The sequence below is a fragment of the Pseudomonas sp. GW456-12-10-14-LB2 genome, from assembly GCF_002884345.1.
Classification (GTDB): Bacteria; Pseudomonadota; Gammaproteobacteria; order Pseudomonadales; family Pseudomonadaceae; genus Aquipseudomonas; species Aquipseudomonas paraglycinae.
Window position 1 is genome coordinate 15,192 of record NZ_POHV01000017.1, and the last position, 15,857, is coordinate 31,048.

Here is a 15,857-nt window from a genome sequence, read left to right on the forward strand (position 1 = left end):
TTTCAGCCGTGCATCTGGCCGAAACGGCCGGACTGGAAGTCGGCGAAAGCCTGATGGATTTCCTGCTCGGTGTTCATCACGAACGGGCCGTGGCCGACGATCGGCTCGTCGATCGGCTCGCCGCTGAGCAGCAGCACTACCGCGTCCTGGCTGGCTTCGAGGGTGATGCGATCGCCATCACGCTCGAACAGCGCCAACTGCCCTTCGCGCATCGTCTCCACACCGTTGATCTGTACCGAACCCTTTAACACCACCAGTGCGGTGTTGCGGCCTTCGTGCAGATCGAGCGAGAGCAACTTGCCGGTGTTCAGCCGCAGATCCCACACATCGATAGGCGTGAACGTGCGGGATGGCCCCTTGTGACCGTCGAACTCACCGGCGATCAGACGCAGGCTGCCGGCGCTATCCTTGAGCGCGATATTCGGAATCTCACTGTCCAGAATGGTCTGGTAACCCGGCGCGGCCATTTTGTCCTTGGCCGGCAGATTCACCCACAGCTGCACCATTTCCAGATTGCCGCCGGTTCGAGCGAAGTTTTCCGAGTGGAATTCCTCATGCAGGATTCCGGAAGCCGCCGTCATCCATTGCACATCGCCCGGGCCGATGGTGCCGCCACTGCCAGTGGAGTCGCGGTGCTGCACTTCGCCTTCGTAAACGATGGTCACGGTTTCGAAGCCGCGGTGCGGATGCTGGCCCACGCCACGGCGTTCGGTGGTCGGGGTGAATTGCGCAGGCCCGGCGTGGTCCAGCAGCAGGAACGGGCTGATGTGCTTGCCCAGGTTGTCGTAGGAAAACAGGGTGCGCACCGGAAACCCATCGCCGACCCAGTGGCCGCGAGGGCTGGTGTAGAGACCGATCAGGTTTTTCATGGTGGACTCCGTCATCAGGTTGATCATGGAACGATCATAAATTCACCACGTATTTAGTACTAGTCAGCCAAAACCGTCCTCATCGTTCTATTGGTGGAACGATACCGATTGCGGTGATTCGTGACTTTCAGTCAACAGTACTTTGCCCCGACAGCGGTTTTTCCCAGGGAATCAGACGCGGATACTCCTGCCCATTCCCACTGCAACCCTGGAGTCCTGCATGTCTGTTCCCGCTTTCGGTCTTGGTACGTTTCGCCTGCAAGGTCAGGTGGTCATCGATTCGGTGAGCACTGCCCTTGAACTCGGTTACCGGGTCATCGACACCGCACAGATCTATGAAAACGAAGCTGACGTTGGCGAGGCCATCGCTGCCAGCGGCATCGCCCGCGAAGAACTGTTCATCACCAGCAAGATCTGGATCGCCAACTTCGCCAAAGACCGGCTGATCGAAAGCCTCAAGGAGAGCCTGCAAAAGCTGCAGACCGATTACCTCGACCTTACGCTGATCCACTGGCCGTCGCCGGAAGATCAGGTGCCGGTCGAAGAATTCATGGGCGCGCTGATGGAAGCCAAACGCCTGGGCCTGACCCGGCAGATCGGCGTGTCCAACTTCACCATCGACCTGATGAAACAGGCGATCGCTGCGGTCGGCGTAGAAAATATCGCCACCAACCAGATCGAACTGCATCCCTACCTGCAAAACCGCAAGGTCGTCGAGTTCGCGCAAAGTCAGGGCATCCAGATCACGTCGTACATGACCCTGGCCTATGGCGAAGTGTTGAAGGATCCGCTGATCGTGCAGATCGCCGAGCGTCTGCAAGCCACCCCGGCGCAGGTCACCCTCGCGTGGGCGATGCAATCGGGTTACGCGGTGATTCCGTCGTCGACCAAACGCGCCAACCTGCAAGGCAACCTCGGCGCCACGGCGCTGACCCTGAGCGACGCCGACATGGCGCTGATCGCCACACTGGACCGGGGTCATCGCCTGACCAGCCCCAAAGGCATCGCGCCGCAGTGGGATTGACCGATCAGGCCTGAAGCTGCTGCGCGAGGTCGTGCATGGCCACGCGCAGCAATTCGATGGCGGTCGTCAATGCCGCTTCGGGCTCATCGTCACGGCAAGCCTGTTCGAGCACCCGACACGCCGAAACCACGCGTTCGGCACCGATCATGTGCGCCCCGCCTGTGACGTGATGCGCCAGATCACGTAAATCTGCGCGATCACTTTTACGGCCCGAATCATCCAGACGCTTCAGGTCGATGCGCAGACTATTCAGTACTTCCTCACGCAATTGCCCGATCAGCGGGTTGTCCGCACCCGCCAGTTGCAACAGCGCACTCAGATCGAATTCGGCCACTGCCGGATCGTCTAAGCTCTCGACCGGCGCTCCCCCGGATGCGGCGGCCATCAGCGCGCTCAATTCACGCAGCAGCACCGGCTTGAACAGGCAATCGTCCATCCCGGCCGCCCGGCATCGCTGCTTTTCTTCCATTTGCGCATTGGCGGTAAATCCGAGGATCAGACAGGGCGCCCTGCCCGTCGCGGCCTCTTCCTGACGCACCGCTCGTGTCAGCTCGTAACCGTTGAGCCCCGGCATGTTGCAGTCGGTGATCAGTGCATCGAAGGCGTGCCCGCGCCAAAGCGCCAGCCCCTCCTCACCGCCACCGGCGTCAACGGCACGGTGCCCGAGTTCACTCAACTGCCGGCACAACAACAGGCGATTCACCGGATGGTCATCCACCACCAGCACGTTCAGCGAGTTAACCATCGTCGCCGCTGGCGCCGGTGCGGCCTCTTGCACAAGCGCCGCCAGCACCGGCAGTTCCATTCGCAGCATGACCTGAGTGCCCCTTCCCGGTTCGCTGGTCATCCACAAATCACCGCCCATCATCCGGCACAGGTTGCGGCTGATCACCAGCCCCAGACCAGAACCTCCATGCGCCACAGACTGATGATCGCCGACCTGCACAAACGGGCGGAACAACCGCTGCTGATCCTCGGCGCTGATCCCTCGGCCACTGTCTTCGATGATCACGCCCGCTTCAATCAGCCCGTCCTGTTCGCCGAACACGCGCAGGCGCAGGCTCACCTCGCCGTCCTCGGTGAACTTGATTGCATTGCTCAGCAGGTTCGACAGCACTTGTTTGAACCGCAGGGGATCGAGCATCACCACGACGTTGCTGCGCTCATCCATTTCTACATGCCACAACAATTGTTTCTGCCGGGCCAGGCCTTCGAAAATCCGACACACCGACGCCACCACTTCATGCAGATTGACGCGCTCGGGGGCCAGCGACAGATGCCCGGACTCGATGCGTGCGATGTCGAGGATATCGCCGATCAATGCCAGCAGTTGCTGCCCGGCGCTGGACGCCACCTCGATCGCCTGGCGATCGGTCACGCCTTCATCGGCACGCTTGAGGGCCAGTTCGAGCATGCCGATCAGGGCGTTCATCGGTGTGCGGATTTCATGGCTCATGGTCGCCAGAAACGTGCTCTTGGCGCGATTGGCTTCATCGGCTGCGTCCTTGGCCTCCTGCAATTGCCGTAGCCATTGCTGGCGCTGGCGGATCTGCCGACGCTGAAAGCCGATCCAGCCCAACGCCAACAGCAACAGCCCTGCCGCCACTGCAAACCCGCGCAGTATTTGCGTTTGATGACGCTGCCAATAGCTGTCTTGCAGCACCACGTTACGACTCCAACGCGCGACCAGTCCGTCGATTTCCTGGGGTGCGATGCTCAGCAGTGCCTTGTTCAGAATCGATTGCAGCTGCGGGGCCTCAAGCGACGTCGCCATGGCAACCCGCGCCGGCAAATCACCCAGCGTGGAGACAATCCGCAAACGATCGCGGTACTGGTGATCGATCTGGTAGCGCGCCACCAGCAACGAACTCAATGTCGCGTCAGCCTTGCCGTCGAGCAGCGCCTGCGTGCCGTCGGCCGGACTTGGCAACTCGATCAGGCGGATCTGCGGCACGTTCTCCAGCAGATAATCGTGCAACGGACTACGGCGATAAAGCGCCAGACGTTTACCCGCCATGTCGTCCAGACTGCGCGGAGCCTGCGCCTTCGAGTCGGTAATGAGCACAAAGGGGCTGTTCACGTACGACCGAGTGAACAGCATTGCAGTTTCGCGCTCGCGGCTCGGTGTCATCACCGGCAACAGGTCCAGCTCACCGCTTTTGAGCTGCTCGACCTGATGATCCAGAGTTTGACCGCGCACCACCTCGAAGGTCAGGCCGCTGCGCTGACTGATCAGGTTGAGCAATTGAGCGGCCAGACCACTGAAACGGCCATCGGCGTCAAAGTATGTCAGCGGGGCAAAATCATCGACAGCGCCGACCCGTATCACCGGATGCTGATCCAGCCATTGTTGCTCGCTGTCGCTCAGGCTCACCCGCGACTGCGCCGCCATGTCGGCGCGACCGGCGCTCCAGCGCAGCTCCATGGCCAGGCGCTGCTCCATGGGAATGGCCAGCAGGGCCTTGTCGACCAGACGTTTCAAACGCGGGTTGCTGCGGGCCAGGGCAAAGCCGAAAGGGTTGGCATCAAGGCCCGAAGGCCCGGCCAGTTGCAAGTCGTTGTGAAAATGGGTGTTGATCAGGTAACTGGCGCTGATGAAGTCGCCCAGGTACAGATCATCCCGGCCGAACGCGACAGCGCCGAGGGCATCGAGAATCGATCGATAACGCTGCAGGGAAGCTTGCGGGTAAGCCTCTTCGATGGTCGAGGCTGGCAGGTAGTCGTCCACCATGGCAATGCGCTTGCCAGCCAGATCGCCAGGCAACGGATTGTCGATCCGAGTGACCCACATCGGCTGATCTTCAGCGTAGGCACGGGACAGCATCAGGCGAGGATTAGCGTCTTCAAACTTGTTCGACGTGCCCAGAAGGTGCACTTTACCAGCCACGAGCGCAGCCATGGCGCTTGCGCGGTCGGGATAGCACCAGACTTCGACGCCGATGTTCAAAATCTGTGCAATCGCGTCGGCGTAATCGGCCGTAAGACCTTCCAGTTCATGGCGTTTGCGGGTCAACTCAAACGGCGGGTAATCCGGCCAGGAGGCGCCGATGCGCAATACCGGGTTGGCGCTCAGCCACTGTTTATCCTGCTCATCAAGGCGGACCTGCACGCCTTCCAGACGGGTGCGGGAGACTATTTCCAGCCTTTGCGCGCTAGTCGCCGCCTGCGCTGTGCCCGCAAGCAGCATCAGCAGCAGGACGCATCGCAAAAGGCTCATCATGGGGATCCTCTCAGAGCAAATGGTTGCGAATGGCAAACTCTCGCAGTACCACCGACGACTTGATCCCGAGCTTGAGCATCAAGCGGGTCTTGTAGGTGCTGATGGTTTTGTGACTTCGGTTCATATCCTCGGCAATCTGCTTGTTCGATATACCTCGCGCCAGCTCTATCAGGATTTGCAACTCGCGATCGGACAGCGACGCGATCAGCTTGCCTTCATCACTGTGCAACTCAGTCTGCCCTGCGGTGACGTTCGGCAAGTCCAGGAAATAGCTATAGCCCGCGCGGACAGCCTTGATCGCACTCTGCAGCTGCTGCAATTCGGCGGATTTGGTGACGAAGGCCATCGCACCGGCTCGCCGGCAACGCATCAGAAATTGATCGGGATTGGCAGTGGAAAAAACCACGACTTTACAGGACAGTCCGACTTTCTTTAGGTGCTCCAGCGTTTCCAGGCCACCCGGGCCTGGTAAGTTCAGATCGAGCACCATGAGATCCGGCTCGTATAAACGGACCAACGACACCACCTCACTACTGTCCGAGGTGACATAAACCGGCTTGTAGCCGAGCGACTCCAGAACCAGGCGAACGGCACTGACCACAACGGGATGATCATCGACGATCAATGCTGAACCCATGAACACTCCCGGGGCGAATACATGACATGACGCCACCGATCTTGCATGAACGGGACTATTGGTAGCTGCGCCACAACTGTTACACGCTGTGCACGTTGCTTCACCTGTCAGATCTGACAGTTGTGCGCCAGACCGATCTGTGATCGAACACGCGAAGAGCGCCCAAGCGATGCCTCGACTGAGGTCATCAACTGCTCGATGGCTCGGATGGATGGCAACGGCGCAGGACTGGTGATGATCTTTGCCCCGAATTGCCGGGGAACACCTGAAGAATCCGCCGGCTCACCATAGACCAGCGCCCGCCGGATTTGCGGATGGTCAAACAGGAAACCGCGAAGATCCGCGATCCCGACCGCCAGTTCGGCGTTGATCACCAGGACATCGAACGGCTGACAGCCGTAGTCGACCAGCGTCAGCAGTTCGGCAAGGTTTTGCACCGGTGCAATACGGTAGTAATCGAGGCCGTTGAACATTCGTTCGATCTTCATCCGGTGAAAATGCTGCGGGTCGGCGATCAGGATGCGCAGGGTCTTGTCGGTCAACGTGGAAGTCCGGGAAGTTGCTTCAAGTGGCGGCAAGACTACCCAAGCGCCGAGGCGCACTCTGTAGGACTTTTCCGAAAAACACCGTCATTCATCCGCATTGAACGCTTTATTCCGTAGTGCTCGGACTCCAGAAAGCCTGCACCACCAGGCTTGAAGTGGAAATCCGCTTCACCAGTGCATCCAGCTCATCGCCGTCCACCGAAGTGGTCGCCAGCGTCGCTTCGATCTCGATTTCATCGGCCCCGAAGGCGTGCACATCGACGTCACTGGCCGGGTAGTTGCTGCGTTCGAGCTCGGCTTCAAGCAAGGCGAACACGGCCGTTTGCTGCGAACGCCGGGCGATGACGTAGACGATGTTGGTGACTTCCGCCGAGACCACATCGAGCGGCTGACGGTTGATGTTGTTGACGATCGGCCGCAGCAAGGTATTGGCGGCGAGCACGAACAAGGTGCCCAGCACCGCTTCGGCCAGCAGGTCGGCACCGGCGCAGGCGCCGACGGCCGCCGAGGTCCAGAGCGTGGCGGCGGTGTTGAGGCCGCGCACGTTGCCCTCTTCGCGCATGATCACCCCGGCACCGAGAAAGCCGATGCCGGAGACCACATACGCGACCACCCGGACCGCGCCTTCGGCACCGGCGAGACGGTTGGCCATGTCGACGAAAATCGCCGCGCCGACCGCCACCAGCACATTGGTGCGCAAGCCCGCCGTGCGTTGCCGGTACTGGCGCTCGAAGCCGATCAGGCCGCCGAGGATGAACGCCGCACTGAGGCTGACCAAAGTGTCGAGCAATGAGGTGAGGTTGAGATTGTTGATCGCTTGCATGTCGAACTCCTTGAAACCGCCCCCCTTGCTCCCACAAGGGGGGAATCTTGCCTGTTACTGCCAGCCGAAGCGGCGGATGTAGAAGCCTTTGACGGCCTGGGTCAGTGCCATGTACGCCAGCAGGATCACCGGCAGGAACACGAAGTACATCGACGGCAGCGCCTGCAATTTGAAGTAGTGCGCCAGCGGCCCCATCGGCAGGAAGATGCCCACGGCCATGATGATTCCGGTCATCACCAGCAACGGCATGGCTGCACGGCTTTGCAGGAACGGAATCTTCGGCGTGCGGATCATGTGCACGATCAGCGTCTGGGTCAGCAGCCCGACCACGAACCAGCCGGACTGGAACAGGGTCTGGTGATCCGGGGTGTTGGCATCGAACACGTACCACATCAAGGCGAACGTTGTGATGTCGAAGATCGAACTGATCGGACCGAAGAACAGCATGAAGCGCCCGACATCGCCCGGCTGCCAGCGTTGTGGCTGTTTCAGCATCTCGTCGTCGACGTTGTCGAACGGGATCGCGATCTGCGAAATGTCATACAGCAGGTTCTGCACCAGCAGGTGCATCGGCAGCATCGGCAGGAACGGGATGAACGCACTGGCCACCAACACCGAGAACACGTTGCCGAAGTTCGAGCTGGCAGTCATCTTGATGTACTTGAGCATGTTGGCGAAGGTCCGGCGCCCTTCCAGCACGCCCTCCTCCAGCACCATCAGGCTCTTTTCCAGCAGGATGATGTCGGCCGCTTCCTTGGCGATGTCCACCGCGCTGTCCACGGAAATCCCGATGTCTGCGGTGCGCAGCGCCGGGGCGTCGTTGATGCCGTCGCCCATAAACCCGACCACGTGACCATTACCCTTGAGGATGCGCACGATGCGCTCCTTGTGCGAAGGCGTCAGCTTGGCGAACACGTTAGTGGTTTCCACCGCCACGGCCAGTTCAGCGTCGCTCATGCGCTCGATGTCGTTGCCCATCAGCAGGCCTTGCTGGGCCAGGCCCACTTCGCGGCAGATCTTGGCGGTCACCAGCTCGTTGTCGCCGGTCAGCACTTTCACGGCCACGCCGTGCTCGGCCAGGGCCTTGAGTGCCGGGGCGGTGCTTTCCTTCGGCGGATCGAGAAACGCCACGTAACCGATCAGCGTCAGTTCCTGCTCGTCGCTCAGGCTGTAAGTGTCACGCCCCTCCGGCATCGACCGTGCTGCCACCGCTACCACGCGCAAGCCTTCAGCGTTGAATGCTGCAGTGACCTGACGGATTTTCGCCAGCAATTCATCGCTCAAGGCTTCGTCGACTTCGCCGTGACGAACCCGGCTGCACACCGACAGAACCTCTTCCACCGCGCCTTTGCAGATCAGTTGATGCGGCTGACCGCGCCCCTCGACCACCACCGACATGCGCCGGCGATTGAAGTCGAACGGGATCTCGTCGACCTTGCGAAACGCCGTGCCGACCTTCAGCTCACGGTGGATTTCCACGTGTTCCAGCACCGCCACGTCGAGCAGGTTTTTCAGGCCGGTCTGGTAGTAGCTGTTGAGGTAGGCCATTTCCAGCACGTCATCGGAGTCTTCGCCCCAGACGTCGACATTACGCGCCAGGAAGATCTTGTCCTGGGTCAGGGTGCCGGTCTTGTCGGTGCACAGCACGTCCATGGCGCCGAAGTTCTGGATCGCATCCAGGCGTTTGACGATGACTTTCTTGCGCGACAGGAACACCGCGCCCTTGGCCAGCGTCGAGGTGACGATCATCGGCAGCATTTCCGGGGTCAGGCCCACGGCGATCGACAGCGCGAACAGCAGCGCTTCGGTCCAGTCGCCCTTGGTGAAACCGTTGATGAACAACACCAGCGGCGCCATGACGAACATGAAGCGGATCAGCAGCCAGCTGACTTTGTTCACGCCTTGCTGGAACGAAGTCACCGCGCGATCAGTCGCCCCGACCCGCTGTGCCAGTGCACCGAAATAGGTGCTGTTGCCGGTGGTGAGAATCACCGCCACCGCCGTCCCTGACACCACGTTGGTGCCCATGAACAGGATGTTGTCGAGCTCCAGCGGATTGCGCGTGTCACGATCGGCCTGACGCGGGAATTTTTCCACCGGCATCGATTCGCCGGTCATCGCCGCCTGGCTGACGAACAGATCCTTGGCGCTGAGCACCCGGCAATCGGCAGGAATCATGTCGCCGGCCGAGAGCACGATCAAATCGCCGGGCACCAGTTGCTTGATCGGCAACTCAGCACGCGGCGCATCCCGGCGCAGCACGGTGGCGGTGTTGCTGACCATCGCTTTGAGCGCGTCGGCGGCCTGGTTGGATTTGCTTTCCTGCCAGAAGCGCAGCAGCGTCGACAGCACAACCATCGAGAAAATCACGATGGCGGCCTTGAGGTCTTCGGTCAGCCACGAGATCACCGCCAGCAAGGTCAGCAGCAGGTTGAACGGGTTTTTGTAGCAGTGCCACAGGTGGGTCCACCACGGCAGCGGTTGCTCGTGTTCGACTTCGTTGAGGCCATGCTGCGCGCGCAGCACATCGACTTCGAAATCGGTGAGGCCGTCGGTGTGGGTGCCGAGGTTCGACAGCAGCACGCCGCTGTCGCAATGGGCGGCGTCCACCAGTGTATTGGCGAGAGTCGGCGGCACTTCACGGCTGACCGTGGTGTCGCTGAGGGTTTCCAGCAAAGCCAGGCGACGGAAGTGCCGGGCGATGTGGCGGGTCCGCAGGAAGCCTGCGAAAAACTCCTTGAGCGTAAGTTTCATGGCTGTTGCCCCTATGGTCAGCCGGGAAACCGTCGAGCAGGTACGTCCTCGTCTCTGGCACCGGAAAACCGGCACGGCAAGGCGTGGCGCGCCGGTCAGAAAAGACAGGCGTGTCGATAGGGCTGCAATGACGACGATGAAGTCGACTTCACAGGCTTTTCAGTGTCGATGAGAAGGACGTCGGGACATGACCGGGACCGGTCATGATCGGGATGCCGCTGCTCGCTGTTCGGCGAGACAACGGCACAAAGGAATGCGCGTTATCTTGCCGAGAATCCGCCGGTTACAAGGACCGGCCGACAACTGTCACTCGAACAAGTACCCACTGTGGGTCTCCGCTATTGATGAAAACGCGCGAAGCTTACGCCCCGATGTCTGGAGAGTAAACCCGCAAAAGGAAGTGTGTCGGGGAATGTGGCGGGTGTTCAGGAAGGGTTCAGGATTGCCCCCGAGATCGCCGAGATCGCTCCCACGCTCTGCGTGGGAATGCAGCCGGGGACGCTCTGCGCCCCATTGGAACGCGGAGCGTCCCTTGAGGCATTCCCACGCAGAGCGTGGGAACGATCAGTGTGGAGGCTGAAAGGATACTTAGCTGGCAGTCGCCAACAACAGATCCATCACCGAACGGCTGTGCCCGCGGTTCTTGCCATGCTCATACAGCGAGCCGGCAATCTCGTCCGCGCGGATCGGCAGGATCGACAGCAGCGTATCGCTCAGACCGTGGCTGGCCTGGCAGAAGCCCTGCATGTACAGACCGGCCTTGCAGCGCTCGTCGGTGATCAGCCGGTAATTGCGGTCGACCTCGAAATCGCCCAGGTATTCCTCCAGCGGCGCCAGCAGTTTGCGATGCATCTGACGCTCGTAACCGGTGGCCAGAACGACCGCGTCGTAGGCACGCACGGTGACTTCGCCGGTGGCGTTGTTGTGCACGGTCAGTTCGATACCGCGCTCGGTGGCGGTGGCTTTCTCGACCGTGGTCAGAGTGCGGAACGCATGGCGCGCAACACCGGAAACCTTCTGGCGATAGAAGATGCCGTAGATGCGCTCGATCAGGTCGATGTCGACCACCGAATAGTTGGTGTTGTGGTACTCGTTGACCAGACGCTCACGCTCGCTGCTCTTCTGCTGGAAGATCAGGTCGGTGAATTCCGGCGAGAACACTTCGTTGACGAACGGGCTGTCGTCCGCCGGTTTCAGGGCCGAGCCGCGCAGGATCATGTCGACCTGCACCGACGGGAACGAATCGTTCAAGTCGATGAAGGCTTCCGCCGCGCTCTGGCCGCCACCGATGATCGCGATGCTCATCGGCTGGTTGTTGTTGCACGGCTGCTTGGCCATCTCGGCCAGGTATTGCGAGTGATGGAACACCCGACCGTCGCCCTTCAGTGCCTTGAACGCCTCGGGAATGCGCGGCGTACCACCGGCGCTGACCACCACCGAACGCGCGGTGCGCACGAATTGCTGGCCTTCGGTATCACGGGAAATCACCCGCAGCGCTTCGACCTGATGGTTGTGCAGCACCGGCTCGATGGTCAGCACTTCTTCACCGTAGCGGCTCTGCTCGGTGAACTGCGCGGCGACCCAGCGCAGGTAGTCGTTGTACTCCATGCGGCAGGGGTAGAAGGTGCCGAGGTTGATGAAGTCCACCAGACGGCCGTGGTGCTTGAGGTAGTTGACGAACGAGTACGGGCTGGTCGGATTGCGCAGGGTCACCAGATCCTTGAGGAAGGAAATCTGCAACTCGCTCTGGGTCGACAGGGTGTTGCCGTGCCAGCTGTAGTTGGGTTGTTTGTCGAGAAACAGAACATCCAGTTCCCCCTGGGTCGGGCCGCGCTCCTGCAGAGCGATGGCCAGCGCCAGGTTCGAAGGGCCGAAACCGACGCCGATCAGGTCGTGAACGATGGGCGATGCAATTGCCTGTGTCATTTCCAGTGTCCTCTGGACGAAAAGCCTGAGTGACCTGACCGGCCTTGAGCAGGACAGCAGATCGTCTGTTGAGTAGGAACGAGGACAGTGAAATAAAATTTAACGACGACGGCTCAATGGGCGTCCCATTGTTTGATGCGCAGGCGGCAATGCTTCATGGCGTTGACGATGTGCTTTTCCACCAGAGCCTTGGAAATCCCTAGGTGTTCGGCAATCTCGGGGTGCGACAGACCTTCGATCTTGCGCAGCAGAAAACTTTCGCGGCACAGCGGCGAAAGTTCTGCCAGGGCACGCTGAAGCATCTCCAGGCGCTGACTGTGGTCGAAGGTACTGTGAGGGGACGGAGTGAAATAGCGTTCTTCGCTGTCGAGCACATCCAGTGATTCAACCTGACGCAGGGCATTGCGCCGATGGTCGTCGATTACCAGATTGAGCGCGGTGCGGTAGAGGAAAGCCCGGGGTTGCTCGATCGGCGTGTCGCTGGAGCGCTCCAGCACCCGCACATAAGCGTCATGCACCACATCTTCGGCGACCTGGCGGTTGCCGAGCTTGGCGTTCAGGAAACACACCAATTCGCGATAGTAGTTTTCCAACATGACTCCCGGCCGCGTGGGGTGCGGTTTCTGTCCTTGAGCCCGATCCTGACCGCCCAGTGGGCAGTAGCAAGATAGTGGCAACTTGAGGGGCGTAATTTATAGTAATTCTCATATAGATTTAAAGTAGTGATTCTCTTCACCAGACAAATAGTCCTGCCGGGCAACCTGTAACTTCGTGTGTGAGCACTTAAATTCCCTTGCGCATTCATCGTTTACAGGACAGCTCCCCGTGTCTGTCGTGCCTTGCGACAGCGTTCAGCGACCCACCGAACCTGTTCACCTGCTGAACGACGGGCCGAATTCCACTGGCCGGAACCCTGCATGAAACGTCCCCGCCCCGCCCGACGCGCCCTGTTCGTTGCCCTTTGCCTGATCCCTGTCATCGCTGTTGCTGCATGGCAGGTGTTGCCGCCGGGCCGCGAGACCCTCGCCACCGTTCAAGTGACACGCGGCGATATCGAAAACAGCGTGACTGCACTCGGCACCCTGCAACCGAGGCGCTATGTGGATGTCGGTGCCCAGGCGTCCGGGCAGATCCAGAAAATTCATGTCGAGGCCGGCGATGTGGTCAAGGAAGGCCAGTTGCTGGTGGAAATCGACCCGTCCACGCAAAAGGCCAAGCTCGACGCAGGCCGGTTCTCCATCGAGAACCTCAAGGCGCAGTTGCAGGAGCAACGCGCCCAGCATGAGCTGGCGCAGCAAAAGTACCAGCGCCAGCAAAAACTCGCCGCCGGCGGCGCCACCCGCGAGGAAGACGTCCAGACCGCCCGGGCCGAAGTGCGCGCCACGCAGGCCCGCATCGACATGTTCCAGGCGCAGATCTGCCAGGCGCAGGCCAGTTTGCGCAGCGACGAAGCCGAGCTCGGTTACACACGCATCTATGCGCCGATGTCCGGCACGGTGGTGGCGGTAGGCGCCCGGGAAGGCCAGACACTCAACGCGCAACAGCAGACCCCGCTGATTCTGCGGATCGCGCGGCTCTCCCCGATGACCGTGTGGGCCGAGGTCTCCGAAGCCGACATCGGTCACGTCAAACCGGGCATGACCGCATACTTCACCACCCTCAGCGGCGGCAGCCGGCGCTGGAGCAGCACCGTACGGCAGATCCTGCCGGTGCCGCCGCGTCCGCTCGAGCAGAGCCAGGGCGCCAGCCCCACCAGCGGTCGCAGTGGCAGCGAACGGGTGGTGCTTTACACGGTATTGCTGGATGTCGATAACGCCGACAACACCCTGATGACCGACATGACCGCCCAAGTGTTCTTCGTTTCGCAACAGGCACAAAACACCCTGACCGTGCCCACCGCTGCCCTGCAACGCAGCGCTCGCGCGGACTGGCAACTGGCGCAAGTGGTCGCCGCCAATGGCGAGGTTCAATCCCGGGAAGTCCGTACCGGCATCCGCGACCGCTTGCGCACGCAGGTTCTTGAAGGACTTGTCGAAGGCGATCATGTCCTGAGCAGCCCGGCCACTGGCAACGGAGGCTGAATGCAAACGCCCCTGATTGACCTGCGGCAGATCCGCAAAGCCTATGGCGGCGGCGACAGTCCGCTTGTGGAAGTGCTGCGCGGCATAGATCTGTCGATTCATGCCGGCGAATTCGTGGCGATCGTCGGCGCGTCGGGCTCCGGCAAGTCGACACTGATGAACATCCTCGGCTGCCTCGACCGACCGACCAGCGGCGAATACCTGTTTGCCGGTGAAGAGGTCGCGCGGCTGGACACCGACGCTCTGGCCTGGCTGCGACGCGAGGCGTTCGGCTTCGTGTTTCAGGGCTATCACCTGATTCCGTCCGGTTCGGCCCAGGAAAACGTCGAAATGCCGGCCATCTACGCAGGCACACCGGCCGCCGAACGCCACGCCCGGGCCCATGCGTTGCTGACTCGCCTGGGCCTTGCCGGGCGCACCGCCAACCGCCCGCACCAACTCTCCGGCGGACAGCAGCAGCGGGTATCGATTGCCCGTGCGCTGATGAATGGCGGTCATATCATTCTCGCCGACGAACCCACCGGTGCGCTCGACAGCCACAGCGGCGCCGAAGTCATGACCCTGCTCGATGAACTGGCGGATCAGGGCCATGTGGTGATTCTCATCACCCACGACCGCGAAGTCGCGCAACGTGCCAAGCGCATCATCGAAATCCGTGACGGCCTGATCATCAGCGACACCGCCGATCCGTCATCGCCCCCCTCGCCCGCCTCCGGCTCCGGTGCGTTGCAAGCTGTGGATCTGCGTGAGCGCCTGAACACCGGCAGCACCCAGACCGGCGCCTGGAAAGGCGAATTGGTGGACGCCGTGCAAGCGGCATGGCGAGTGATGTGGGTCAACCGATTCCGCACCGCGCTGACCCTGCTGGGCATCGTCATCGGCGTCGCGTCCGTGGTGGTGATGCTGGCGGTGGGCGAAGGCAGCAAGCGCCAGGTGATGGCGCAAATGGGCGCCTTCGGCTCCAACATCATTTACCTCAGCGGCGCTGCCCCCAACCCGCGCACGCCACCGGGCATCATCACCCTCGATGACGTCGCCGAACTGGCTGCCCTGCCCCAGGTGGAGCGCATCATGCCGGTCAACGGCTCGACCGCCGGCGTGCGCTTCGGCAATGCCGACCACACCAGTTACGTGGGCGGCAATGACACCAACTTTCCGACCATTTTCAATTGGCCGGTGGTCCAGGGCAGCTACTTCACGCAAGCCGACGAAGACAGCGCCGCTGCCGTGGCGGTGATCGGCACCAAGGTTCGCGACAAGCTGCTCAAGGATGTCGCCGATCCCGTCGGTCAATACATCCTGATCGAAAACGTACCGTTCCAGGTGCTCGGAGTCCTCGCGGAAAAAGGCTCCAGCTCTGGCGACTCGGACAGTGACAACCGGATCGCCGTGCCCTACTCCGCCGCCAGCATGCGCCTGTTCGGCAGCCGCAATCCCGAGTATGTGGTCATCGCCGCGCGGGACGCCCGCAAGGTCAAGGAGGCGGAACAAGCCATCGAGCAATCGATGCTGCGCCGGCACAACGGCAAAAAGGATTTCGAGCTGACCAACAACGCCGCCATGATTCAGGCCGAGGCGCGAACCCAGGGCACGCTGTCGCTGATGCTCGGCGCGATTGCCGCCATTTCCCTGCTGGTGGGCGGTATCGGCGTGATGAATATCATGCTCATGACCGTGCGCGAGCGTACCCGGGAAATCGGTATCCGCATGGCCACCGGCGCCCGCCAGCGCGACATCCTGCGCCAGTTCCTGACCGAGGCAGTGATGCTCTCGGTAGTCGGCGGCGTTGCCGGGATCAGCCTGGCAATGCTGGTCGGTGGTGTGCTGCAACTCAGCGGCATCGCCATGGCGTTCCAGTGGATCGCGGTGTTCGGCGCCTTCGGTTGCGCGCTGGCCACCGGCGTCATCTTCGGTTTCATGCCTGCCCGCAAGGCCGCCCGGCTCGATCCGGTCAAGGCCCTCACCAGTGAATGATCGA

At 61.2% G+C, this 15,857-nt stretch carries 11 protein-coding genes; 3 read left to right on the forward strand and 8 right to left on the reverse strand.

From position 1 onward, the window contains the following. Positions 1 to 2: 2 nt before the first annotated feature. Positions 3 to 869 (reverse strand): pirin family protein, encoded by an 867-nt coding sequence (locus tag C1X29_RS13930; protein WP_102717727.1) that lies wholly within the window; start codon positions 867 to 869, stop codon positions 3 to 5. Between the two features lie 220 nt (positions 870 to 1,089). Between C1X29_RS13930 and dkgB the strand changes: the two genes are divergently transcribed. After that, the gene (gene dkgB, locus C1X29_RS13935) at positions 1,090 to 1,893 is read left to right on the forward strand and encodes a 2,5-didehydrogluconate reductase DkgB (protein ID WP_102717679.1); all 804 of its coding nucleotides are present in this window, start codon (positions 1,090 to 1,092) and stop codon (positions 1,891 to 1,893) included. Positions 1,894 to 1,897: 4 nt separating this feature from the next. Here dkgB and C1X29_RS13940 read toward each other — a convergent pair whose 3' ends face one another. The 7 genes from C1X29_RS13940 to C1X29_RS13970 all read right to left on the reverse strand — a co-directional run bounded on the left by C1X29_RS13940 (position 1,898) and on the right by C1X29_RS13970 (position 12,394). Beyond that, the gene (locus C1X29_RS13940; protein ID WP_102717680.1) at positions 1,898 to 5,113 is read right to left on the reverse strand and encodes a transporter substrate-binding domain-containing protein; all 3,216 of its coding nucleotides are present in this window, start codon (positions 5,111 to 5,113) and stop codon (positions 1,898 to 1,900) included. Positions 5,114 to 5,123: 10 nt separating this feature from the next. Then, on the reverse strand, positions 5,124 to 5,750 hold the full coding sequence (locus tag C1X29_RS13945) for a response regulator transcription factor (RefSeq protein ID WP_085747851.1): 627 nt from the start codon (positions 5,748 to 5,750) through the stop codon (positions 5,124 to 5,126). A 107-nt stretch (positions 5,751 to 5,857) separates the two neighbouring features. Beyond that, a complete protein-coding gene (locus C1X29_RS13950; protein ID WP_102686988.1) occupies positions 5,858 to 6,292 on the reverse strand; it encodes a chemotaxis protein CheY in 435 nt (144 codons plus the stop codon). A 109-nt stretch (positions 6,293 to 6,401) separates the two neighbouring features. Next, complete coding sequence (locus C1X29_RS13955; RefSeq protein ID WP_085607898.1) at positions 6,402 to 7,118, reverse strand: MgtC/SapB family protein; 717 nt, start codon at positions 7,116 to 7,118, stop codon at positions 6,402 to 6,404. 54 nt (positions 7,119 to 7,172) lie between these two features. After that, the gene (gene mgtA / locus C1X29_RS13960) at positions 7,173 to 9,872 is read right to left on the reverse strand and encodes a magnesium-translocating P-type ATPase (protein WP_102717681.1); all 2,700 of its coding nucleotides are present in this window, start codon (positions 9,870 to 9,872) and stop codon (positions 7,173 to 7,175) included. Positions 9,873 to 10,460: 588 nt separating this feature from the next. Beyond that, positions 10,461 to 11,798, reverse strand: coding sequence for a lysine N(6)-hydroxylase/L-ornithine N(5)-oxygenase family protein (locus C1X29_RS13965; RefSeq protein WP_102717682.1), 1,338 nt, complete (start codon positions 11,796 to 11,798; stop codon positions 10,461 to 10,463). 113 nt (positions 11,799 to 11,911) lie between these two features. After that, positions 11,912 to 12,394: a sigma-70 family RNA polymerase sigma factor gene (locus C1X29_RS13970; protein WP_085747855.1), complete on the reverse strand. Its 483-nt coding sequence runs from the start codon at positions 12,392 to 12,394 to the stop codon at positions 11,912 to 11,914. A gap of 321 nt (positions 12,395 to 12,715) precedes the next feature. On the opposite strand from C1X29_RS13970, the gene C1X29_RS13975 reads away from it, so the two are divergent. Together C1X29_RS13975 and C1X29_RS13980 are read left to right on the forward strand one after the other, a co-directional pair. After that, positions 12,716 to 13,879 (forward strand): efflux RND transporter periplasmic adaptor subunit, encoded by a 1,164-nt coding sequence (locus tag C1X29_RS13975; RefSeq protein ID WP_102717683.1) that lies wholly within the window; start codon positions 12,716 to 12,718, stop codon positions 13,877 to 13,879. Further along, positions 13,880 to 15,853 carry a MacB family efflux pump subunit gene (locus C1X29_RS13980; RefSeq protein ID WP_102717684.1) on the forward strand — a complete coding sequence of 658 codons (1,974 nt, stop codon included), beginning with the start codon at positions 13,880 to 13,882 and terminating at the stop codon, positions 15,851 to 15,853. Positions 15,854 to 15,857: the final 4 nt, after the last annotated feature.